The sequence below is a fragment of the Micromonospora salmantinae genome (assembly GCF_022230905.1).
Classification (GTDB): domain Bacteria; phylum Actinomycetota; class Actinomycetes; order Mycobacteriales; family Micromonosporaceae; genus Micromonospora; species Micromonospora salmantinae.
Genome location: NZ_JAKKFG010000014.1, coordinates 176,502 through 198,008 on the forward strand (window position 1 = coordinate 176,502; position 21,507 = coordinate 198,008).

At 70.6% G+C, this 21,507-nt stretch carries 16 protein-coding genes and 1 pseudogene; 12 read left to right on the forward strand and 5 right to left on the reverse strand.

Translation table 11 applies throughout. The features are described from left to right. Positions 1-4: 4 nt before the first annotated feature. The 3 genes from PSH03_RS13920 to PSH03_RS13930 are packed head-to-tail and all read right to left on the reverse strand — an operon-like array spanning position 5 to position 3,208. Complete coding sequence (locus tag PSH03_RS13920) at positions 5-1,477, reverse strand: hypothetical protein (RefSeq protein WP_238689369.1); 1,473 nt, start codon at positions 1,475-1,477, stop codon at positions 5-7. Next, the gene (locus PSH03_RS13925) at positions 1,474-2,253 is read right to left on the reverse strand and encodes a sulfotransferase family protein (protein ID WP_238689370.1); all 780 of its coding nucleotides are present in this window, start codon (positions 2,251-2,253) and stop codon (positions 1,474-1,476) included. The genes PSH03_RS13920 and PSH03_RS13925 overlap by 4 nt, the downstream gene beginning before the upstream one ends. Then, positions 2,246-3,208, reverse strand: coding sequence for a sulfotransferase family protein (locus PSH03_RS13930; RefSeq protein ID WP_238689371.1), 963 nt, complete (start codon positions 3,206-3,208; stop codon positions 2,246-2,248). Before PSH03_RS13930 ends, PSH03_RS13925 begins: the two co-directional genes overlap by 8 nt. A gap of 258 nt (positions 3,209-3,466) precedes the next feature. Here PSH03_RS13930 and PSH03_RS13935 point away from each other — a divergent pair, with 258 nt between their 5' ends. The 11 genes and pseudogenes from PSH03_RS13935 to PSH03_RS13985 all read left to right on the forward strand — a co-directional run bounded on the left by PSH03_RS13935 (position 3,467) and on the right by PSH03_RS13985 (position 18,041). After that, on the forward strand, positions 3,467-4,750 hold the full coding sequence (locus tag PSH03_RS13935) for a glycosyltransferase (protein WP_238689372.1): 1,284 nt from the start codon (positions 3,467-3,469) through the stop codon (positions 4,748-4,750). Further along, entirely contained in the window at positions 4,747-5,766 is a 1,020-nt protein-coding gene (locus PSH03_RS13940; RefSeq protein ID WP_210781161.1) for a sulfotransferase, read from the forward strand. The genes PSH03_RS13935 and PSH03_RS13940 overlap by 4 nt, the downstream gene beginning before the upstream one ends. Positions 5,767-5,769: 3 nt before the next feature. Next, a complete protein-coding gene (locus PSH03_RS13945; RefSeq protein WP_238689373.1) occupies positions 5,770-6,681 on the forward strand; it encodes a sulfotransferase family protein in 912 nt (303 codons plus the stop codon). 85 nt (positions 6,682-6,766) lie between these two features. After that, entirely contained in the window at positions 6,767-7,444 is a 678-nt protein-coding gene (locus PSH03_RS13950; RefSeq protein WP_238689374.1) for a hypothetical protein, read from the forward strand. Positions 7,445-7,620: 176 nt separating this feature from the next. Next, positions 7,621-8,439, forward strand: a complete 819-nt coding sequence (locus tag PSH03_RS13955) for a basic amino acid ABC transporter substrate-binding protein (RefSeq protein WP_210781158.1) — start codon at positions 7,621-7,623, stop codon at positions 8,437-8,439. A 93-nt stretch (positions 8,440-8,532) separates the two neighbouring features. Continuing rightward, the gene (locus PSH03_RS13960) at positions 8,533-9,327 is read left to right on the forward strand and encodes an amino acid ABC transporter permease (protein ID WP_030490316.1); all 795 of its coding nucleotides are present in this window, start codon (positions 8,533-8,535) and stop codon (positions 9,325-9,327) included. A gap of 5 nt (positions 9,328-9,332) precedes the next feature. Then, on the forward strand, positions 9,333-10,172 hold the full coding sequence (locus tag PSH03_RS13965; RefSeq protein WP_238689375.1) for an amino acid ABC transporter ATP-binding protein: 840 nt from the start codon (positions 9,333-9,335) through the stop codon (positions 10,170-10,172). Between the two features lie 354 nt (positions 10,173-10,526). After that, the gene (locus tag PSH03_RS13970) at positions 10,527-11,531 is read left to right on the forward strand and encodes a multicopper oxidase domain-containing protein (protein WP_091406920.1); all 1,005 of its coding nucleotides are present in this window, start codon (positions 10,527-10,529) and stop codon (positions 11,529-11,531) included. 23 nt (positions 11,532-11,554) lie between these two features. Continuing rightward, positions 11,555-15,493: a ThuA domain-containing protein gene (locus PSH03_RS13975; RefSeq protein WP_238689376.1), complete on the forward strand. Its 3,939-nt coding sequence runs from the start codon at positions 11,555-11,557 to the stop codon at positions 15,491-15,493. A 107-nt stretch (positions 15,494-15,600) separates the two neighbouring features. Next, positions 15,601-17,031: pseudogene (locus PSH03_RS13980) on the forward strand (OmpL47-type beta-barrel domain-containing protein); the annotation flags it as partial. A 32-nt stretch (positions 17,032-17,063) separates the two neighbouring features. After that, a complete protein-coding gene (locus PSH03_RS13985; RefSeq protein ID WP_238689378.1) occupies positions 17,064-18,041 on the forward strand; it encodes a hypothetical protein in 978 nt (325 codons plus the stop codon). A gap of 71 nt (positions 18,042-18,112) precedes the next feature. On the opposite strand, the gene PSH03_RS13990 is transcribed toward PSH03_RS13985, so the two are convergent. Both PSH03_RS13990 and PSH03_RS13995 read right to left on the reverse strand, forming a co-directional pair. Continuing rightward, the gene (locus PSH03_RS13990; RefSeq protein ID WP_238689379.1) at positions 18,113-19,240 is read right to left on the reverse strand and encodes a DUF1996 domain-containing protein; all 1,128 of its coding nucleotides are present in this window, start codon (positions 19,238-19,240) and stop codon (positions 18,113-18,115) included. 231 nt (positions 19,241-19,471) lie between these two features. Further along, the gene (locus PSH03_RS13995; RefSeq protein WP_210781152.1) at positions 19,472-20,008 is read right to left on the reverse strand and encodes a hypothetical protein; all 537 of its coding nucleotides are present in this window, start codon (positions 20,006-20,008) and stop codon (positions 19,472-19,474) included. 214 nt (positions 20,009-20,222) lie between these two features. On the opposite strand from PSH03_RS13995, the gene PSH03_RS14000 reads away from it, so the two are divergent. Next, positions 20,223-21,473: a L,D-transpeptidase gene (locus PSH03_RS14000; RefSeq protein ID WP_238689380.1), complete on the forward strand. Its 1,251-nt coding sequence runs from the start codon at positions 20,223-20,225 to the stop codon at positions 21,471-21,473. Positions 21,474-21,507 lie beyond the last annotated feature (34 nt).

Consider the following 21,507-nt stretch of genomic DNA (forward strand, 5'->3'; position numbering starts at 1 on the left):
CTGGCTAGCGCACGGCGGCGAGGATCCGGTCCACCGGCTGGTCGGCGCGGAGCAGGACGGGGACGTCGGTCACCGTCGTGCCGCCACCGGCCGCGTCCAGCGGGGAACCCACCGCCCCGGTCCGTCCGCCCGGTGTGGCCGGCACTGTCACCGGCGTGTTCGACGCCGACCAGAGCACCAGCGTGCTCGACCCGCCCCGGACGAACGCGACCCCGTGCAGTCTGCCGGCCACCGGGGCGGGCAGCGGGGTGACTGTGGCGTCCCGGGCCGCGTCGGCCAGGGCGGCCAGCATCCGGCCGGCGTCCCGTTCGGCGCCGTCCGGGTCGAGCAGGCCGTAGCGGACTTCGCTGCCGGCGGCGTTGTTCGGGTTGTACGCCAACGGCAGCCAACTGATCTCGCCGATCCCGCCGGCGACCAGCAGGGTGACCGTCTTGACCATCTCCGCCGCCCGGCTGGCCGGGTCACCGTCGCCGTCGCGCCAGAACTGCCCGACCTCCCACGCCTGGATCGGCACACCCTGCGGTGTGGTGGCGCGCAGGTAGTCCAGCAGCGGGGGCACCCCGTTGAAGTGCTCGTAGAAGTGCACCTGACGGACGTCGACGGTGCGGTCGGTCAGCAGCGACTCGGTCACCGCCAGGAAGCGCAGGCTGCGGGTGTTGGTCTCGGTGCCGAGCGCCCGGCGTAGTTGCGCCTCCCCGGTCACCGCCGGGATCTGCTGCCCCCGGGTGCCGACCCGACGCTGGAAGTACGCCTGGTAGGCGGCGATGGCCTCGGGCATCCGCCCGGCGCGCACCAGCCGGTCGGCGACACCCATGCCGTACGCGACGCTGCTGATGCCGGAGTCGACCACCCGCGCCTTCGGGTCGGTCGCGCGGATCGTCTCGGCGGCGGCCCGGACCAGCCGCGCGTACTCCTCGGGGCTGCCGGCCCAGTAGCTCGGCGCGTTGACCTCGTTCTCGATGGCGTACTCCCGCACCCCGTACGGGCCGTAGCGTTGCACCACCGAGCGGACGAACCGCTGGTATGCGCCGAGGTCGGTGGGCATCGCCGACTCGGTCTTGTTCGCCGCGCCCCGGGTGTAGCGGGCGGTGCCACCGGTCGCCCAGCACACGCCGGTGCGGATCTTGAGGTGCAGCGTGATGCCCAGCTCTCGGCTGCGCGAGGCGATCTCGTCCAGCCCGGCCCAGTCGGCCTGCCCCGAGGTCCGTTCGATCTCGCACCAGGAAATCTCCTCGTACGTCGCCGAACCGGCGAGCCGGCGCAGGTACGGCTCGAACTGCTGGTACCGCGACCAGTCCCAGTGCGCGCCGAACGGGTTGCTCACCCCGTCGACGGTGCTGGTGGTGCCGGGTGCCGCCGTCGTGGAGGGGGTGGCGGCCGGCGGCGGATCGTCGCCGCCGGCGGTGCAGCCGGCGGTGAGCAGGAGCGTGACGGCGACGGCGGTGGCGACCGCGCGCAGCCGGCCCGGGCGGGTCACCGGTAGCCCAGCGCGCGCAGGGTCGGACCGGAGAAGATCCGGACCAGCAGGCGGAGAAACGGGTCGAGTTCGCGGCGGTAGCTGCCCACCCGGGAACCGTAGATCGGCGCGGTGTCGCCCACCGCCGCGCGTCGTCGCTCCGCCTCGGTGGTGTACTTCTGGGCCACGTCGTGCTGCTTGCTGTCGTAGTCGAGGATGCCGTCCTCCCACGGCTCGCCGAGGAACTCGAAGAGACCCCGCATCGCCTTCTCCGGCTCGCTGACCGCCTGCTCGTACCGCAGCTCGTAGTAGCGGTCCGCCGGCAGGGTGGCGCCGACGGCCCGCGCGGCGCGGATGTAGCGCGGCCACTTCACCACGCACTTCACAGCGGACCAGTAGCCGAAGCGTTTGCGGTGCGAGACCACCACGTCGCGTCCGTCCCGGATGAGGTGCACGATCTGGGCGTCCGGGAAGACCTCGGTGACGAAGTCGAGCGACATCGCGTACAGCGGGGTCTTGTCGGCCCACCGGGTCTTGCCCCGCGCGGCGGCGTAGTCGGCGTGCACACCGCCGAAGAAGTCCCGGATCCGGCGCAGCCAGTCCTCGCGCGGAAAACCGAAGCGGGCCAGTCGTTCCCAGTCCCGGCCGACGATCCGTCGCAGGTCCGGCAGGAACCGGGTCTCCGGGCCGCAGCTGATCCGCGAGTGCGAGTCCAGGACGAGGCGCACCATGGTGGTGCCCGACCGCTGGCAGCCGACCAGGAAGATCGGCGCGGTACGGGTTCCGGTCTCAGCCACTGTCGACCGCCTTCGTCGTCTCGGATCGGGCGTCGGCCGCGGCGCTGTCGAGCCGGTCGGTCAGCTGGTCGCAGCGGGCCCGGACGCCCGTGTCGATCGGTAACCGTCGGTGACCTGCCGCGCCGTGCGACGCGCGTGGGGCGATGTGCGCGTGCAGCCGGGGATGGTAGGGAAAGTCGAGGAAGGCGCAGAGCCGTCGCAGCTGTGCGGCGGGCTCCGCGACGAGGCTGTCGTAGCGGCAGAGCAGCACGTCGGCCCGCCGGTCCAGGCCGAGCTGGAAGAACAGCGAGTTGCGGACGTACCAGAACAGCGCCGCGCCGCTGTGCGGATCCAACCGCTGCGGGTCGTGGGCCCGGATCAGCTCGATGGTGTCGGCGTCGAGGCGCTGCCCCTGCCACCGGCGGCCGATGCTTCCGTCGGCGATTGCGCGCAGGGCCCGCAGGTTCGCGTCACCGAACTTGGCGACCTCGGAGCGGGCCCGGTCGTCGACGTCGCGGTAGACCCAGAGCGCCCGGCCGGGTGTCAGCCCCGGCAGGGCCAGCAGTTCGTCCACGCGGTGGCTCTCGCAGAGCGGCTTGACCAGGACGTACGCGTGCCGGCTGCGGTGGAGGGTGGCGGTCAGCACCGGGTCCGGGCGCAGTTGGAAGCGGTGGAAGACAGTGCTGTCGTTCTCGTTGCGGACCTCGACCTCGGGGGCGGCGTCCAGGCCCCGGACCAGCATGTTCGTGCCGGAGCGTTGCAGACCGACCAGGTAGACCGGCATCGCCGAGCCAGGGCTTCGGCCGGCCCGCCGCCGCCAGCGTCGCTTCGCCAGGGCGGTGCCGATCCGGTCGACCGGGTTGAGGCGGTCCTCCTCGATCAGCCGTCCGATCCCCTCGGTACGCGCCCAGCGCAGATGCCGCCGGATCCGCCGCGCGGTGTACGCGAGCGCGGAGACCTCGTCGTCGGCTGCCACGGTCCTCCTCGTCGGACACCGGCCCGGCCCTGCACCAGAGCGGGTGCGACCGGCGGCAGCCAGGCTATCGGGAGATCATGGCGGGAGGCCAGGCCGCGGACCGCACGGGCAGACGAAGATCACCCGTTCAGCCACATGCCAAACGTGAGCTGGACTCGTCGACCCGCCCTGCATACCGTGGGGCCTGGCCGGGGCGGGCAGACCCCGGTCATCACCTCCGGGCCCGGTTCGCCCGATCGATGTGAGCAGGGCGAGTCGATGCGCGTGCTGCATGTGAACAAGTTCCTCTACCGCCGTGGCGGCGCGGAGGGGTATCTGCTCGATCTCGCCGACCTGCAACGGGCTGCCGGCGACACTGTCGCCTACTTCGGGATGAGCCACCCGGAGAACGAGTCGCCGCTGCCGTACGCCGCGCGGTTCCCGTCCGAAGTGGAGTTGGAGCCGGCGCCGAGCGGAGTGCGGCCCCGCGCGGTGGCCGTCGGGCGGATGCTGTGGTCACCGACGAGCCGCCGCGGGCTGACCCGGGTGATCGACGACTTTCGGCCGGACGTGCTGCACCTGCACAACATCTACCACCAGCTCTCCCCGTCGGTGCTCGCCGCGGCCCGCGCCGCCGGTGTGCCGTGCGTGCTGACCATGCACGACTACAAGCTCGCCTGCCCGAGCTACCAACTGCTGGACCGGGGCCGCCCCTGCCAGGCATGCGTCACCGGTGGCCCGTTGCAGGCGGCCCGTCGCCGCTGCAAGGACGGATCGCTGTCACGCAGTGGCCTGCTCGCCGTCGAGTCCTGGTTGCACAGGCAGTTCGACGCGTACGACCCGGTGCAGCTCTTCGTGAGCCCGAGCGGGTTCCTGGCCGACGTGATGCGCCGCGCCGGCGTCTACCCGGACCGGTTGCGGGTGGTCAACCACTTCGTCGACCTGACCGGCGTCGCGGCCAAGCAGACGCCCGGCGGTGGTGTCGTCTTCGCCGGGCGGCTGGCTCCGGAGAAGGGTGTCGACGTGCTGATCGAGGCGGCCGGCGCGCTCCCGGACGGGGTCAGCGTGGACGTCGCCGGAGACGGCCCGGCCCGGCCGGAGTTGGAGGCGCTCGCCGCGCGGCGGGTGCCCGGCCGGGTCCGGTTCCACGGCCGCCTCGACAAGCCGCGCCTGCACGAGCTGATCCGGTCGGCGGCGGTGGTCGCCGTTCCGTCCCGATGGCACGAGAACCAGCCGATGGCGGTGCTGGAGGCGTTCGCCTGCGGTGTGCCCGTGGTCACCACCGACCTGGGCGGGCTTCCCGAGCTGGTCCAGCCCGAGGTGGATGGCCACGTCGTCGCCGCCGACGCGCCGACGGCCCTCGGCGACGCGCTCAACGACCTGCTGGCCGACCCGGAGCGGGCGTACCGGATGGGCCGGGCCGGCCGGGCGAAGATCGCCGCCCAGTTCGCCCCGGACCAGCACCTGGACCGCATCCGTGGGCTGTACGCGGAGGCCGCCGAGGCGCTGCCGTCGCGGCGGCGGGCCGGCCGGGCGCCCGCCGGTGGGGGAGCGGCCCGGTGAGCCCGGTACGGGTGCTCTACCTCGCCGGCAGCGGTCGCAGTGGCAGCACGCTGGTCACCACGGTTTTGGGACAGTTGCCGGGCTTCTTCGCGGCGGGCGAGCTGCGGTACCTGTGGCGGCGCGGCATCCTGGAGAACCGGCAGTGCGGCTGCGGCTCCCCGGTGGCTGACTGCCCGCTCTGGGCCCGGGTGCGCGCCGACCTGACCGACGCCGACCCGGCCGGGATCGCCGCCCGGTTGGCCCGGCGGCTGCGGCTGCGCGGGCTGCCCGCACTGCTGCGCCGCCAGCGTCGGGGGCAGCCGCCGGTCGTGGGCCACCCCGACGACACGCAGTTGGCCCGGCTCTACGCCTCGATCGCCGAGCACGCCCTGGCCGGCCGGTCGGACGGTGTCATCGTCGACTCGTCCAAGCTGCCGCCGTACGGGGCCCTGCTCGGCAGCCTGCCCGGCATCGACCTGTTCGTCCTGCACGTGGTGCGCGACCCGCGCGCCACCGCCTACTCCTGGCGTCGCCGACGCCCGCTGGACGGACGCGCGGACGACGAGCTGATGAGCCGGCCACCGGTCGGCAAGGCCGCGCTGCTCTGGCTGGTCTGGAACACCGCGACGGTACGACTGTGGGGCGACCGCCGTGGTGCGCCGGGCCGCTACCTGCGGGTGCGGTACGAGGACTTCGTGGCCGATCCGGCCGGCGTCACCGCCCGGATCGCCGGCTTCGTCGGCGCGAGCCCCGACGAGCTTCCGTTTCCGACACCGGCCACGGTGCGACTCGCCCCCACCCACTCGGTGGCCGGCAACCCGTCGCGGCACCGCACCGGGCTGGTCGACGTGGTCGCCGACACCGAGTGGCTGACCGGGCTGCCCACCCGCGCGTACGCCGTGGTGACCGGGCTGACGGCCGTGGCGCTGACCCGGTTCGGCTACCCGTTGCGCCGCCCGGCGGCCACCTCTCCCGCCGCCCGCTTCAACGCGGACCCGACCGTCTCCCCGTCACCCGCCACCCGGCAGGAAGGCTGAACGATGCTCTCACTGGTGGTGGGCACCGGTCGTTGCGGTTCGACACTGGTCCAGGAGGTGCTCTCCCGGCATCCCGCTGTCGGCTTCGTCTCCGGTCTGGACGACAAACTGGCCCGGCTCAACCCCAAGGGCAGGTTCAACGGCGCGCTCTACCGGCGTTCGGCGCCGCGCCCGGCGGGGATGACCTCGCTGCGGTACAGTCGACGGTTGCTGGAGCGGGGCCGGTTCCGGGTGGCGCCGTCGGAGGCGTACCACCTGCTCGACCGGCAGGTGCTGGCCGGCTTCTCCCGACCGTGTCGGGACCTGGTGGCCGAGGACCTGACGCCGTTCGTGGCCCGGCGGCTGCGGGCCTTCTTCGACGAGCGGATCGCACGGCAGGGCTGTCAGCAGTTGGTGCAGCACCTCACCGGGTGGCCGCGGACCGGCCTGCTGCACGCCGCGTACCCGGAGCTGCGGGTGGTCAACGTGGTGCGCGACGGCCGGGCGGTGGCCAACTCGTGGCTCCAGATGGGCTGGTGGGACGGCTGGCGCGGACCGGACAACTGGATCTACGGCCCGCTCCCGTCCGACCTGCGCGAGGAGTGGGCCGAGTCCGGTCGCTCCTTCCAGGTGCTCGCCGCGCTGGGCTGGAAGATGCTGATGGACGCCTTCGCGCAGGCCCGGCTGCGTCACCCGGCCGACCAGTGGCTGGACGTGCGCTACGAGGACCTGGTCGAGCGGCCGCGCGAGCAGGTCGGCCGGATGCTCGACTTCCTCGGCCTGAGCTGGTCGACAGCCTTCGAGAAGGGCTTCTCCCGGTACGACTTCACAGTGGGCCGGGCGGAGGCGTACCGGGACGAACTCAGCCCGGCGCAGCTCGCCGCGATCGAACGGGTGCTGGAGAAGCCGCTGGCCGAGTGGGGCTACCCGGTCTAGGGGCTCTGTCGCCGTCCTCGCTATCGACGGAGGTCACGCGGGGCGGCTAATCTTTGGCCCCACACCATCGATGTGAGGAGATGCGATGGCGCGCCGTACCGGCCGACCCTCCTACCAGCTGGACAAGGCCGACGTGCGCCGCCAGCGCACAGTGCGCTTCGTGGCCGTCGCGGGCGTGATCGCACTGGTCACCGCGTTGCTGGGTGGGTTGATCGGCTACCAGTTGGGCCGTCCGGACGCGACCGAGGCGACCATCGCGAGCATCAAGCAGGACGAGGCGAAGCGGGACGCTCAGCAGATCGTGGAGCTGATCGAGACGGCCCGACGCGTCCGCGACCAGGTCGCCCCGGTGCTGACCGCCATCAAGACGGAGACGACCGGCGGACGTGTGCCGGATCCGGCGAAGGCACGCCAGTGGCAGGAGGTCATGCGCCAGGCGGCGGAGCCGTTCGCCGACCCGCCGTCGGGGACCACCGCCACCAACGTGGCGCGCGGAGGGTTGCGCGGAGCGGTCAAGCAGGCGTCGCTGGCCGTCGACGCCTACGCTCTGGCGGCCGGCGTTCCGGCCGCGCAACGGGCGGCCCTGCTGGACGTCACCGCGCGGCAGGCGGCCGAGGCCGCGACGATCTGGTCGGTCGCGGCGACCCAGCTCGACCAGATCAGCGTCGACTCCGGCCAGGGCCACCAGCACGTGTTCCTGGACACAGACCCGCACGAAGGGGCCCTCACCCCGGACGGGGCGGCCGAGGGAACCGGTGGCTGAGGCACGTTGCGGGGCAAGTGTCGGGTTTGCCGGCGGAGGTCGCCGGGCCGGGTCGGCCGAGCGGTCACGGCGTGATCTGGGGGCGACGCGCCGGATCGGGTACGGTCGCTTATCGCAAAGTCTATGAACCAGATTGGCTTTCTGTGCAATGGAAGCCGAATCGGAGGGACACAGCCGTGAGGTTCCCAAGCGCCGTCCGTCAGGCCGGCCTCGTCGTGGCCGTCGCCGCCCTCGCGCTGACCGCGGGTTGCGCGAAGAAGGACGACAGCGAGGTCCAGGCGAGCGGCGTCAAGCTGGTCGCGGCGGGCAAGCTGACCGTCTGCACCCACCTGCCGTACCCGCCGTTCCAGTCCAAGGACGCCAGCGGCAAGGTGACCGGCTTCGACGTCGAGATCATGGACCTGGTCGCCAAGGAACTCGGCGTCGAGCAGACGATCATCGACACCCCGTTCGAGGGGATCAAGTCCGGCCAGGACCTCAACACCGGCAAGTGCGACGCGGCCGCCGCCGGTATGACCATCACCGAGGAGCGGCGGAAGGTCGTCGACTTCTCCGATCCCTACTTCGACGCCACGCAGGCGATGCTGGTGAAGACTGGCAAGACCTACAAGTCGCTCGACGACCTCAAGGGCAAGAACCTCGGCATCCAGGCGGCCACCACGGGTCGTGACTACGCCAAGAAGTTCGAGGCGGAGAAGGGCCTGAAGCTCGTCGAGTTCGAGGACCTCGCCGCCCTCCAGCAGGCTGTCTCCAACGGCCAGGTCGAGGCCGCCATCAACGACCTGCCGGTCTGGACCGAGTACCTGAAGAAGAACCCGGGCGGGTTCGAGGTGGCCGCCGAGTTCGACACCGGCGAGCAGTACGGCTTCCCCGTGAAGAAGGCCGCCAACCCGGAGTTGCTCAAGAAGATCAACGAGGTGCTGGCCAAGGCCAAGCAGGACGGCACGTACAACACGATCTACGAGAAGTGGATCGGCAAGCAGCCGAGCGCCTGAGCCGCACAGCGGCCGAGCGCCGCGCAGTACCGGAGGGCGCGCGTCCCGCGCGCCCTCCGACGTCGGTAACCTCCGGGAAGGCAACGAGCGAACGTGAAGCTGCGACGCCGCCAGCGGGAGCGGCTGTCCCTCGGGCTCCAGTACCTGGTCTTCATCGCCATCATCGCCACGGTGCTCGTCGCCGCGGACTGGGACAGGTTGGCCGACGCGTTCTTCCGCGTCGACATCATCAAGTCGATGTTCCCGACGATCATCACCGTCGCGCTGCGCAACACCGTCCTCTACACGCTGGGCGCGTTCGCCTTCGGCCTCGTGTTCGGCACCATCCTGGCGCTGATGCGCCTGTCCCGGGTGGCGCCGTACCGCTGGGTGGCGACGGCGTACATCGAGCTGTTCCGGGGTCTGCCCGCGCTGCTGGTGCTCTTCCTCGTCGGGTACGGCATCCCGATCGCCTTCCCGGAGCGCGAGATTCCGGGCGGGGTGTTCGGTTCGATCGCGATCGGCCTCGGGTTGACCGCCGCGGCGTACATGGCGGAGACGATCCGAGCCGGCATCCAGGCCGTGCCGAAGGGGCAGATGGAGGCGGCGCGAACCCTCGGCATGTCGCACTTCACCGCCATGCGCACGATCGTCATCCCGCAGGCGTTCCGGATCGTGATCCCGCCACTGACGAACGAGCTCATCCTGCTCACCAAGGACTCGTCGCTGGCGTACGTGCTCGGGGTGACGGCGCAGACGATCGAGATCACCAAGTTCGGTCGGGACATGCTCAACGACCGGGTGAACGCGACGCCGCTGCTGGTGGCCGGCCTCGCCTACCTGGTGATCACCCTGCCGCTGTCGCAGGTGGTACGACGCCTCGAACTCCGCTACGCCAAGGCCCGGTGACCCCGATGACGACCACCCCATCCCGCCCCGCCGTGGAGATCCGCGACCTGCACAAGTCCTTCGGGCCGCTCAAGGTGCTCAAGGGCATCGACTTCGAGGTCGGCCAGGGCGAGGTGGTCTGCGTCATCGGGCCGTCCGGCTCCGGCAAGTCGACCCTGCTGCGCTGCGTCGATCTGCTGGAGGAGCCGACCGCCGGCAAGATCTGGGTGAACGGGGTCGAGATGACCGACCCGGACGTCGAGATCGACGCGGTCCGCCGCGGCATCGGCATGGTGTTCCAGTCGTTCAACCTGTTTCCGCACCTGACCGTCCTGAACAACCTCACCATCGCCCAGCGCCGGGTGCTCCGGCGAGGTCGGGCCGAGGCCGAGCGGATCGCCCGGGCCAACCTGGAGCGCGTCGGGCTGACCGACAAGGCCGACGCCTTCCCGGCGCAGCTCTCCGGTGGGCAGCAGCAGCGGGCGGCGATCGCCCGGTCGCTGTCGATGGAGCCGAAGCTGATGCTCTTCGACGAGCCGACCTCCGCGCTCGACCCGGAACTCGTCGGCGACGTGCTCACCGTCATGCGCAAGCTGGCCGAGGACGGCATGACGATGATGGTGGTCACCCACGAGATGGCGTTCGCCCGCGACGTCGCCGACCGGGTCGTCTTCATGGACGGTGGCGTGGTGGTCGAGCAGGGGCCGCCGCAGGAGGTGCTGGGCGCGCCGAAGCACGAACGGACCCGCGCGTTCCTCTCCCGGGTCCTCGACCCGACCCACGTCGCACACCTCGGTCAGCCCGACCAGTCGCCCGCACCGCCGCAGATCCCCAGCCTGCCGACGGACGATCGCCACCACCCCTGACGACAGCTCCCGTACGTCCTTCCCGCCGGGTTGCCTCATCGATGGCAGCCCGGCGTTCATCTGTGCGCTGCCCGGTAGCGGGCGGCGGTGTCCGCCCGCTACCGGGCAGGTCGACGGCCTACGTGTCAGCTTCATGTCAATCGACTGACGTCGTGATGTCAAGGTAATCTTTTTGCAATCAGACCTGTACTTTCGTCGATGGATTACATAAGTTGCTGTCATCCATCGAAAGTTCTGAGTCTTCCGAGCAAAGTTCGCGACGAGCCTCACCCTCAGTCGTGCCACCGCCCTCGTGCTCGGCGGTCGATGCACCCTGCCCTCGTCGCGTCTTCGCCCGGTCGGGAACGGAGACCCATGGACGATCACGCTGGTGGCCCTCACCGCCACCTGTCCCGCAGATCGCTGATCGCCACCGGCGCGCTCGCCGCCGGGGCGCTGGGCGCGTCCGCCCCAACGATCGGCACCGCGTTCGGCGGCAGCCCCGCCCGGGCCGCCGCCGGTGTCACCAAGAAGATCACCATCTACGCCGAGCAGTTGCCCGGCAACCTGTTCGGGTACGGCCTGGCACCAGGTCAGGCCACCGTTCCGGGCCCGATCCTGGAGATGTACGAGGGTGACACCCTGGAGATCACCCTGGTCAACACCACCAACCAGCGGCTGTCCATCCATCCGCACGGGGTGGACTACAGCACCGAGTCCGATGGCAGCCCGTTCAACGCCTCGTTCAACAACCCGGGTGAGACGCGGACGTACGTCTGGCGCTCCCACGAGATGGTGGCCGCTGCGGGTCGGCGGTACATGCCGGGCAGCGCCGGCTACTGGCACTACCACGATCACGCGATGGGTACCGACCACGGCACCGGCGGTGTCGCGAAGGGACTGTACGGCGCGCTGATCGTCCGGCGTCGTGGCGACATCCTGCCGTCGAAGCAGTTCACAGCGGTGTTCCACGACATGATGATCAACAACAAGATGGCTCCGGCGACCCCGATGTTCGAGGCGAACCTGGGCGAGCGCGTCGAGTGGATCGCCATCGGCCACGGCAACCTGTTCCACACCTTCCACCTGCACGCGCACCGCTGGGCGGACAACCGCACCGGCATGTTGGAGGGGCCGAGCGACCCGAGCCTGGTGGTCGACAACAAGGACCTCAACCCCGGCAGCTCGTTCGGATTCCAGGTGCTGGCCGGGGAGGGCGTCGGACCCGGCGCGTGGATGTACCACTGCCACGTGCAGACGCACTCCGACGGCGGCATGGCCGGGATCTTCCTGGTGCGCAACGCCGACGGCAGCATGCCGCCGGGCGCCGAGGAGGCGATCCACCGGTTCCAGGGCCACACCCACACGCACGGAAGCTGACCGAACCGAAAGTGGGGACGGGCATGACCAGAAAACTACGACGAACCCTTGCCGCGGTAGCGGCCCTATCGACACTGCTCCCGGCGACGACGGCGGCCGCAGCCGCACCACGAACGGAGGCCGCCCCGCAGGCGGCGCAGCCGCAGCAGACCGCGGTCCTGGTGTTCCACGGCCCGGTGGCCGAGCAACAGGACCCGGTGTCGCGGGCGGTGGACACCATCAAACAGCTTGGTGCCGTTCATGACATCGATGTCACGGCCAGCACGGACCCGGGTGCCTTCACCGCGGCCGGGCTGTCCGCGTACCGCAGCGTGGTCTTTCTCTCCGCGACGGGCGCCGCGCTGAACCGCGACCAGGAGTCGGCGCTGCAGAACTACGTCAAGGCCGGCGGCGGTTTCGTCGGCATCGCCGACGCCGCCCGCGCCCAGGTCGACTCCACCTGGTTCACCGGGCTGATCGGCACCCGCCCGGCCGGCGCCATCCCGGTCGCCGAGCCGGTGACCCGGGTGACCGCCAGCGGTGAGAACCCACCCAACGAGACCAAGGAGAAGCTGACCGACGGCGACGCCAACACGAAGTGGCTGGTCCGCACCCCGACCGCCTGGGTGGCGTACGAGTTGGGCGCACCGAAGAAGATCACCGGGTACGCGCTCACGTCGGCAAACGACTCCTCCGGTCGGGACCCGAAGGACTGGACCCTGCAGGGCTCCACGGACGGCCAGAGCTGGACCGACCTGGACCGCCGCACCGGGCAGACCTTCCCGGACCGCTACCAGACCCGGCGGTTCGACATCGCCGCGCCGCAGGAGTTCACGCGCTACCGGCTGAACGTCACAGCGAACAGCGGTGAACCGCTGGTCCAACTCGCCGACCTGCGCCTGTTCACCGGCAGCACCACCGCCCCGGAGCCGCCCGCGGTGAACCGCGCGGTGGTGAACATCCTGGACCGCAAGCACCCGGCCACCGCGTCGCTGCCGCTGACCCTCACCCGGTCCGACCGCTGGGAGAACTGGGACCCGAACCCGATCGGCACCGTGCACACGCTCGCCCAGGTCGAGGAGCGGCACTACAACCCGGGGGCGGCCGCCAACGGCCCCTTCCACCCGGTGTCCTGGTGCCGGGACTACGACGGCGGCCGGTCGTTCTACACCGGCATGGGCCACACCGAGGGCAGCTACGGCGAGGAGGCGTTCCGCACGCACCTCGCCGGCGCTCTCAACTGGACCACCGGTCGGGTACGCGGCGACTGCCAGGCCACCATCGCCGCGAACTACAAGGTGGAGCGACTCACCGCGGCCAACCAGACCGGGCAGCTGGACCAGATCGGCGAGCCGCACGGGCTCACCATCGCCCCCGACGGCACTGTCTTCTACGTCGGCAAGGCGGCCTGCCCGAGCGGCCCGATCGCGGACTGGAACAACCCGAAGGTCGGCCTGGGCTGCGGCACCATCCACTCCTGGGACCCGCGCACCAAGCAGGTCAAGCTGCTCACCACCCTGGAGGTGATGGGCAACCGGGGCAGCGGCTCCGAGTTGGTCAAGAACGAGGAGGGTCTGCTCGGCATCGTGCCCGACCCCGCGTTCGCCGAGAACGGCTGGCTCTACGTCTACTGGATGCCGCACGACTCGGTCGACCGGGCGAAGCGCGTCGGTCAGCGAACCGTCTCGCGGTTCACCTACGACCGGCAGGCGCAGACCGTCGACCAGGCCACCCGCAAGGACCTGTTGCAGTTCCCGGTGCAGATCCACAGCTGCTGCCACGCCGGCGGCGGCATGGCGTTCGACGCGAAGGGCAACCTCTACGTCGGCTCCGGCGACAACAACTCCTCGGAGGGGTCGCAGGGTTACGCCGGCAACAACTGGACCGAGGAGTACCAGGGGATCTCGTTCCAGGACGCCCGCCGCACGTCGGGTAACACCAACGACCTCGCCGGCAAGATCATCCGGATTCACCCGGAGCCGGACGGCACGTACACCATCCCGGAGGGCAACCTGTTCCCACCGGGCACCGAGAAGACCCGGCCGGAGATCTACGTGATGGGCGTACGCAACATCGCCCGCCTCCAGATCGACCCTGTGCACCAGTGGCTGACCGCCGGCTGGGTCGGCCCGGACGCCTCGTCGCCCAGCCCCACCCTTGGCCCGGCGAAGTACGAGACGGCCACCATCATCACCTCGGCCGGCAACCAGGGCTGGCCGTACTGCATGGGCAACCGGCAGCCGTACCGCGACCGCAGCAACACCGACGCGACAGTGCTGACCGGCTGGTACGACTGCGACAACCTGAAGAACACCTCGCCGCGCAACAACGGACTGGAGGACATCCCGGCGGCCCGGGACAACATGATCTGGTACTCGCCCGACGGCGGCGGCCCGGTGTTCCCGAAGCGGACCGACGGCAGCGGCCTGCCGACCTACGTGGCGGCCGACGCCACCTACACGCAGCCGTACCTGCGCGGCGGCGGGCAGGCCATCATGTCCGGCCCGACGTACCACCGGAGCCTCGTCGACACCACCAGCGGCGTGGCCTGGCCGGAGCACTGGGACGGCAAGTGGTTCATCGGTGACCAGTCGAACTCCGCCAACCGGGTCGCGGTCACCGTCGACCCGGCCGGCGTGCCGCAGGCCGCCCCACCGGTGTACGCCGAGTCGCTGCGGGCCATCATCCCCGGTGGCAACGGCGACACCCGGTTGCAGAGCTGGATGGACGCGAAGTTCGGCCCGGACGGCGCGCTCTACCTGCTCGACTACGGCGGCGGCTTCTTCAGCCTGCACGCGAACCAGAAGCTGATCCGGGTCACCTACACCGGCGGGGCGCCCACTCCGGCACCGGCGGCGACCTCGGTCGCCGTGCAGAACAAGCCGCTGACCATCGCCTTCACCGGTTCCCGCTCCGGCGGCGTCAGCCACCGCTGGGACTTCGGCGACGGCGCCACGTCGACCGAGGCGGACCCCCGGCACACGTACGCCACTGTCGGCACCTACACCGCGAAGCTCACCGTCACGTACGCCGACGGTCAGACGGCGACAGTGCAGACCACTGTGACCGTGGGCTGCGCGGTGCCCGACGACCGGTCGACGGTGTGGCTCGGCGACACGGACACCGGGGTGCCCAGTCGCACCGTCGGGCAGGGCTGCACGGCCAACGACCTGATCGACGACGAGAGCACCTGGGCCGACCACAACGGTTTCGTCCGGCACGTCACCGCGGTGGCCCGCGCGTTGCAGGACGACGACCTGCTCAGCACCCGCGAAGCGGGCACCCTCACCCGCCTGGCCGCCGCGTCGGAGATCGGCCGGGACGGGCACACCGGGTACGAGCCGCTCTTCGACGGCACCGCCGAGTCGCTGCGCGGTTGGCAGCAGGCGCCGTCGGGACAGTTCGGCATCCAGCCGGACGGGTCGCTGCGCTCCAGCGGTGGCCTGGGCATGCTCTGGCACACCAAGGAGCTGGGCGACTTCTCGCTGAAGTTGCAGTTCCGGGACATCGCGCCGGGCACCGGCCGGGCCAACACCGGAGTCTTCATCCGGTTCCCGGACCTGCGAACGCCCCTCGACCAGCGGCCACCGGACAGCTGCGGCACTGTCGGGTCGGCGCGGACCTCGGCGGCCTGGATGGCGATCTACTGCGGACACGAGATCCAGATCTACGACGGTGACACCGGCGAGCCGCAGAAGACCGGCTCGGTCTACAACTTCGACCCGGTGCCGCTGGCCCAGGCCGGCGTGACGCCGAAGAACGAGTGGAACGACTACGAGATCCGCGCCGTCGGGCAGCACTACACGATGATCCGCAACGGCGTGGTGATCAACGAGTTCGACAACACGCCCGGCAAGCAGTCCTCGCGCGCCGGCGACCCGCCAACCGACCTGCGTCAGTTCCTGCGCGGCTTCATCGGCCTGCAGAACCACGGTGACAACGACCTGACCGAGTTCCGCAACATCCGTGCGCGGGAACTCTAGGAGTGACGATGACCCGACGACTGACGGCCGCGCTGGCGGCGCTCCTGCTCACGGTGATCCCGTTGGCAGTGGCGCCCGCCTCCGCCGCCCCGCGTGTCGCCGCCGACCAGGTGTTGACCTGGACCGCCGACGACAGCATCACCCAGTACAAGTCCGCGCCCACCACGGCGGTGGCCGGAGCGACAACGATCATCTGGGAGAACAGCGCGGCCACCGGAAACACCACCGGGATGCCGCACACCCTGACCTTCGACACCAGCACCGAGGGCTACAACCACGACGTCACACTCAACATCCTGGCCAGCCCGTTCGACGCCAACGACGGCCGCCACCAGGCGACAGTGACGCTGACCCCGGGCCGGTACCGGTACTTCTGCTCGATCCCCGGCCACAGCTCGATGGTCGGTGAGCTGGTGGTCACCGACGGCGGTGGCGGTGGCGACACCACAGCGCCGACAGTGACCGCCGCGGTCTCCGGCGACCAGGACCAGGACGGCAACTACCTCGGCGCGGCCACTGTGACAGTGACGGCCACCGACGCCGACTCGGGGGTGCAGACCGTCGAGTACCAGGTCGACGACACCAGTTTCCTGCCGTACGCCGAGCCGGTGCGGGTGACCGCGATCGGCGACCACGCGGTGCAGTTCCGCGCCACCGACCAGGCCGGCAACACCAGCGCCGTCGGCTCGGTGGCGTTCCGGATCGTCGAGCCGGGGGAGGACGACACCACGGCGCCGGTGGTCGCTGTCGCGCTGGCCGGCGACCGCGACGACGACGGCAACTTCATCGGTACGGCCACCGCCACGTTGACCGCCACCGACAGCGGATCCGGTGTCGCCACCATCGAGTACGCCCTGGACGGGGCGGCCTTCACCGGGTACACGAACCCGATCGCGGTGAGCGCGGCCGGGATGCACATGCTGCACTACCGGGCCACCGACGTCGCCGGCAACACGTCGGCGGAGCAGATGTCCCACTTCACAGTCGTCGAGCCGCAGGCCGAGGACACCACCCCACCCACTGTCGCCGCCACTGTGGCCGGTGATCGCAACGACGACGGCGGGTACGTCGGCGGCGCGACCGTCACCGTCACGGCCACCGACGCCGAGTCCGGCGTGGCGAAGATCGAGTACGCGCTCGACACCGGAGGCTGGACGGCGTACACCGCTCCGGTCGCCGTCCGCGCACCCGGCGCGCACACAGTGCGGTATCGGGCGACCGACACGGCGGGGAACTCCTCCACCGAGCAGTCGACGTCGTTCACAGTGGTGGTCGACGACACCGACCGCTGCCCCGACTCGGACACCCGGGCCACCGTGGTCATCGACGGGGGCGACACCGGTGTGGCCAACGTGGACACCGGCGACGGCTGCACCATCAACGACCTGATCGACGAACACGCCGACTACCCCGGGCACGCCGAATTCGTCCGCCACGTCGAAGCGGTCACCGCCGCGCTCGTGACCGGCGGCACGCTCGACCGGCGGCAGCAGGGCGCCATCGTCCGGGCCGCGGCCCGATCGGACGTCGGCGCATGAGTCCTCGAACCTCACCGACAGGGAGTACCACGATGCCCGGACGTACCGTCGCCAAGCTCGCCACCGTGAGCGCCGTCATCGCGGCCTCGGTGCTGGCCGTGGCGCCCACCGCACACGCCGACCTGGTCACCCACTGCATCGGCACCGGCGGCGCGGTGACCGTGCCCAACGACCTGCTCGTGCCCGCCGGCGAGTCCTGCGCGCTGACCGGCACCACTATCACCGGCAACGTCACCGTCGCGGCCGGCGGCAACCTGGTGGTGACCGGTGGTCGGGTCAGCGGCGAGGTACGCGTCGCCGCCGACGGGTACCTCGACGCGACCGAGACGACAGTCGACGGCCAGGTGGTGCTCGCGGCCGGGGGGTACGGCATCTTCCTGAAGGACGCCCGCACCGGCACCGTCACCGTACGGCCGAAGGGCTCCACCACCATCGACAGCTTCCTGTTCGCCGAGGCGTCGACGGTCACCGGGCACGTCAACGTCGGTGCCGGCGAGGTCCGGCTCGACCGGGGCACCCAGGTGCAGCGCAACCTCAGCAGCACCGGCACCTACTACACCGACCTGCACGACTCGTTCGTCGACGGCACGCTGTCGGTGCTCAACAGCGCCACCGGCAGCGTGGTGTGTGGCAGTGCGGTCCAGGGCCGGGCCACCTTCGCCGGCAACCTGGGCGGTGTGCAGCTCGGCCCGAACGGCGCCCTCGACAGCTGCGCCTCCGGCGGTTACTGGGGCGGGGACGTGAGCGTCACCAGCACCACCGGCGGCGTCACCGTCGATGACAACATCATCAACGGCCAGTTGGCGGTGACGTCCAACGACCCGGCCGCCCAGGTGGCCGCGAACAACCGGATCCGTGGAGGGGTGACCGGTGACCAGGCGGCCACGACCACCAACCGGTCGGCCCGGGTGGCCGGCCCGGACCGGGAGGACGCCGGTGACCAGCGGGCCGAGGTCCGCCGTACCTCGGCGGTGCAGGAGGCCACCGAGGCGGGCGCCGCCCGGCTCTAGCTGATCGACGCGACGGCGGCCGGCCACCCCCGCGTTCGGGGTGACCGGCCGCCGCCGTCGGGCCGCGTCGACTAGAAGTTACCGGCCGAGTTGCACTTGACGCCCTGGTCGAGGCAGTTGCGCACCCGTGCGGCGAGCGCCTCGTCCTTCCAGGCGTTGAAGAAGTCCGCGTGCATGGAGAACGACGTGCCGGACGCGAGGGTGATGCCGTCCGTGTTCGCGCTCAACGGGTACGAGATCACGAAGGACACCGACGGTACGGGCACCGGGTGACTCTTGGGGCAGGCCCCGGTGTGGTCCCCGTTCGCCATGTGCGCCTTGTGATCAGGGCTGTCCAGGTGCTTGCCGTCCCAGCAGTCCGGGAAGGTGATCTGCCGGACGATGTTCGCGGTCTTGGCACAGACCGGGAACGTCTTGTCGGCGCTGCGGCCGATCTCGCCGCCGATGCCGGCGCACCAGAAGTGGTTGCCCTGCTTGTCCGGGGTGTCGACCTGGTTCTTGGCGTCACCGGTGATCATTCGAAGGCCGAACGGGAAGGGCTGGGTCTTGCTCGGGTCCTTCAGGCGGGAACCGTAGTAGACGGTCACCTCCTTCGGGTCCACGACCTTGCCGTTCTGGTACATCGTCGGCACCCAGTAGGCGGACTGGTCGTCCGGCGAGTTGCAGGTGGTCGCCTTGGACGCCCGCAGCGAGTCGGCTGTCGAGTTGGCGTCGGTCGACTTGTTGCCCCAGAACGTGTGGTTGTGCGAGCCGCCCACCAGCTTCGGCAGCACGATCGGGTCGTCGCTGTTGTGGTGGCTGGTCGTACAGCCGACGTTGAATTCGGGCACCTTGACGGGGTTGCCGGTCACCGGCTTGGGCTTGCGCACGAAGAACGCCTTCGTCGCGGCGGCCTGCGAGGCGGCGTCGATGGTGATCCAGCCGCCGGATGCGGTGGGCGGGGCGGCGCTGGTCGCCGGCGTTCCCGGCTTGCCCGGCGCGGACGGGGTGCCCAGGGCGCTCGGCGTGGGCGACGGGTCGCCCGGGACGGTGGCCGTCGGCGCATCCGGGCCGGGCGAGCCGATGCCGGCGTCGCTGGACGGGCCGGCCCCGGCGGGGGTACCCGGCGCCTCCTTGCATCCGCCGGCGAGCGCCACGCTCACCAGCAGCAGGGCGGTGACGGAACGACGGTGTCGAGGGGTGGATCGGAGATTTATCAACGGGGGACGCACCTTTCTTCCGAGCACGAAGAATACGAGTCGGCCCCCTGCTCGTTTCCAACTGAAACGATTAATTCTCCCTTAAATATCGCTCTGCGATTGCCTGGTCAGGTTTGTGGAGTCGCCGTGATGTCGGCTCGATCTCAATTCCCTGATTTTTCTCCAAAAACTGTAATCGGCGACTGTGGCGGCACTCTGCTTTTCTACCGGTCTCCCCGGCCGCCGTCCTGCTCAGCACTTGTCGCGTGCCTTGCGCAGGAAGGTCTCCCGGGACACGACCCTCGTCGAGTCGTGTCCGCGCGGCGCCAGCACCTGGTCCGGGCCGATCCGTGGGAGGTCCGCGAGGGTGAAGTCCACCGAGATGGCGTTACGGCGGCTCGACCCGGTGACGGTGTAGGTGACCCCGGGCCGAAATTCGGTGAGCGGCTCGACGTCCGGATCGATGTCCGCCTCGGCCGCTGGGGTGTCGACAGCGTCGGCGACCTCCCAGCCCTCCGGCGGCTGACCCAGCAGGGTTACTTCCACGATCTCACTCGCGGGCGGGCCGTTGATGCTCCACCTGATCAGGGTTCGTTTGCCCGGATCACCCTGATGGTCGTTCTCGAACACGGCGAGGCGCGCGTCCCTGTCCTCGCAGGTGACCAGTACGCCGACCGGCTGACCATCCTGGACGGCGAGGGCGACGATCGGCTCATCCACCGGCGAGCAGGCGGTCAGGAGCAGGAGGGGAAGCGGGAGCAGAATCCATGGACGTCGTCTTCTGCGCATGTCGGCCAGCATTCCACGGCAGCATCACACTTCGATGCCCCGAGGATCACGAAAGGGAAGCGCAACCGAGGGGCCCGGACCGGCTGCCCTGCCGACCGTTCCCACCTTCGTTGCGTGATTTCCGGAAACAGCGCAGGGCGCCGCCGACGCGGAGAGAATTGCCGCCACGGAGCACGCGGAAGCCGGGGGACGTTCGATGGGTTTACGAAGGCGTATGGCGCTCGTTGCGGTGACCGTCGCGGCGACACCGCTGGTCCTCGGTGGGTGCACCACCGCGCGGAAGGCCGCCGTGCGTCCCGCCGAGCAGGTGGTGCCGTCGCCCGAACTGACCGTCACGCCCGCCGATCTCTCCCGGGACGTGCCGCTCAGCGCCGAGGTGGTTCCGCTCGTCACGGGCGGAAAGATCACCGCGGTGCGCATCGTCGACGACGCGGGCACGCTGGTCCGGGCGGAGCCACGCGAGGACGGCTCGGCCTGGGTGCCGAGCGTCCCGTTGCGCCCGCAGCACACCTACACCCTGGCGGTGACCGCCACCGGCGACTCCGGGCGGACCACCACCCGCACCACCACCTTCACCACCGCGGCGGCGTCGACGAAGCCGCAGGTGAGCAGCACCCTGTACTTCGCCGACAAGCAGACGTACGGCACCGCGATGCCGGTGACCATCGGCTTCGATCCGCCCATCGCCAGGGCCGCCCGCGCCGACGTGCAGCGTCGTTTGTTCGTCACCACGAACCCACCGCAGCCGGGTGCCTGGTCCTGGGTGGACGACGGCAGTCAGGTCTACTACCGGGCTCCCGACTTCTGGCGGCCCGGGACGACAATCAGTGTCCGGGCTGGCCTGGCGGGTCTGCCGATCGGCAAGAACCACGTCGGTGACGCCGACCGCACCGCGACGTCCCAGATCGGACGCCAGGTGGCGCTCGAAGTCGACAACGCCACCAAGCAGATGCGCGTGCTGCGGGACGGCAAGCTGATCCGCAGGATCCCGGTCAGTCTGGGCAAGCGCAGCACCCCCACGTCCAGCGGCAAGATGGTGATCATGGAGAAGCACCAGTACACCACGTTCGACACGCGCGGCGAGCCGAACGGCGGCTACGTGGTGAAGGTCGAGGACGCGCAACGGCTCACCTGGGGCGGCGAGTTCATCCACGGGGCACCCTGGTCGGTGGCGGATCAGGGACACCGCAACGTCTCGCACGGCTGCACGAACATCTCGCCGGCCAACGCCGACTGGTTGATGGGCGTCACCCGGGTCGGTGACCTGGTCACCTTCACCGGCACCGAGGTCCGGCTCCAGTCGGGCAACGGCTGGACGGCCTGGAACGCCAGTTGGGGCCAGTTCGTCAAGGGCAGCGCGCTGCCCGTACCCGCGGATCTGCGACCGGCCCCGGCGTCGCCGCCGCCCGCCCGTGCGGTCGCCGGTGGCGTGCCGACGCCGGGGCCGTCCGCCTCCGCAGGCTGAACCACCGGCCCGAGGCCCACCACGTGAACGTCAA

What these genes read in the sequence shown, in the direction of transcription:
- PSH03_RS13935 (WP_238689372.1), top strand. Translation starts at nt 3,467, where the DNA reads ATGCGCGTGCTGCATGTGAACAAGTTCCTCTACCGCCGTGGCGGCGCG.
- PSH03_RS13945 (WP_238689373.1), top strand. Translation starts at nt 5,770, where the DNA reads ATGCTCTCACTGGTGGTGGGCACCGGTCGTTGCGGTTCGACACTGGTC.
- PSH03_RS13950 (WP_238689374.1), top strand. Translation starts at nt 6,767, where the DNA reads ATGGCGCGCCGTACCGGCCGACCCTCCTACCAGCTGGACAAGGCCGAC.
- PSH03_RS13965 (WP_238689375.1), top strand. Translation starts at nt 9,333, where the DNA reads ATGACGACCACCCCATCCCGCCCCGCCGTGGAGATCCGCGACCTGCAC.
- PSH03_RS13970 (WP_091406920.1), top strand. Translation starts at nt 10,527, where the DNA reads ATGGACGATCACGCTGGTGGCCCTCACCGCCACCTGTCCCGCAGATCG.
- PSH03_RS13975 (WP_238689376.1), top strand. Translation starts at nt 11,555, where the DNA reads ATGACCAGAAAACTACGACGAACCCTTGCCGCGGTAGCGGCCCTATCG.
- PSH03_RS13985 (WP_238689378.1), top strand. Translation starts at nt 17,064, where the DNA reads ATGCCCGGACGTACCGTCGCCAAGCTCGCCACCGTGAGCGCCGTCATC.
- PSH03_RS13995 (WP_210781152.1), bottom strand. Translation starts at nt 20,008, where the DNA reads ATGCGCAGAAGACGACGTCCATGGATTCTGCTCCCGCTTCCCCTCCTG.
- PSH03_RS14000 (WP_238689380.1), top strand. Translation starts at nt 20,223, where the DNA reads ATGGCGCTCGTTGCGGTGACCGTCGCGGCGACACCGCTGGTCCTCGGT.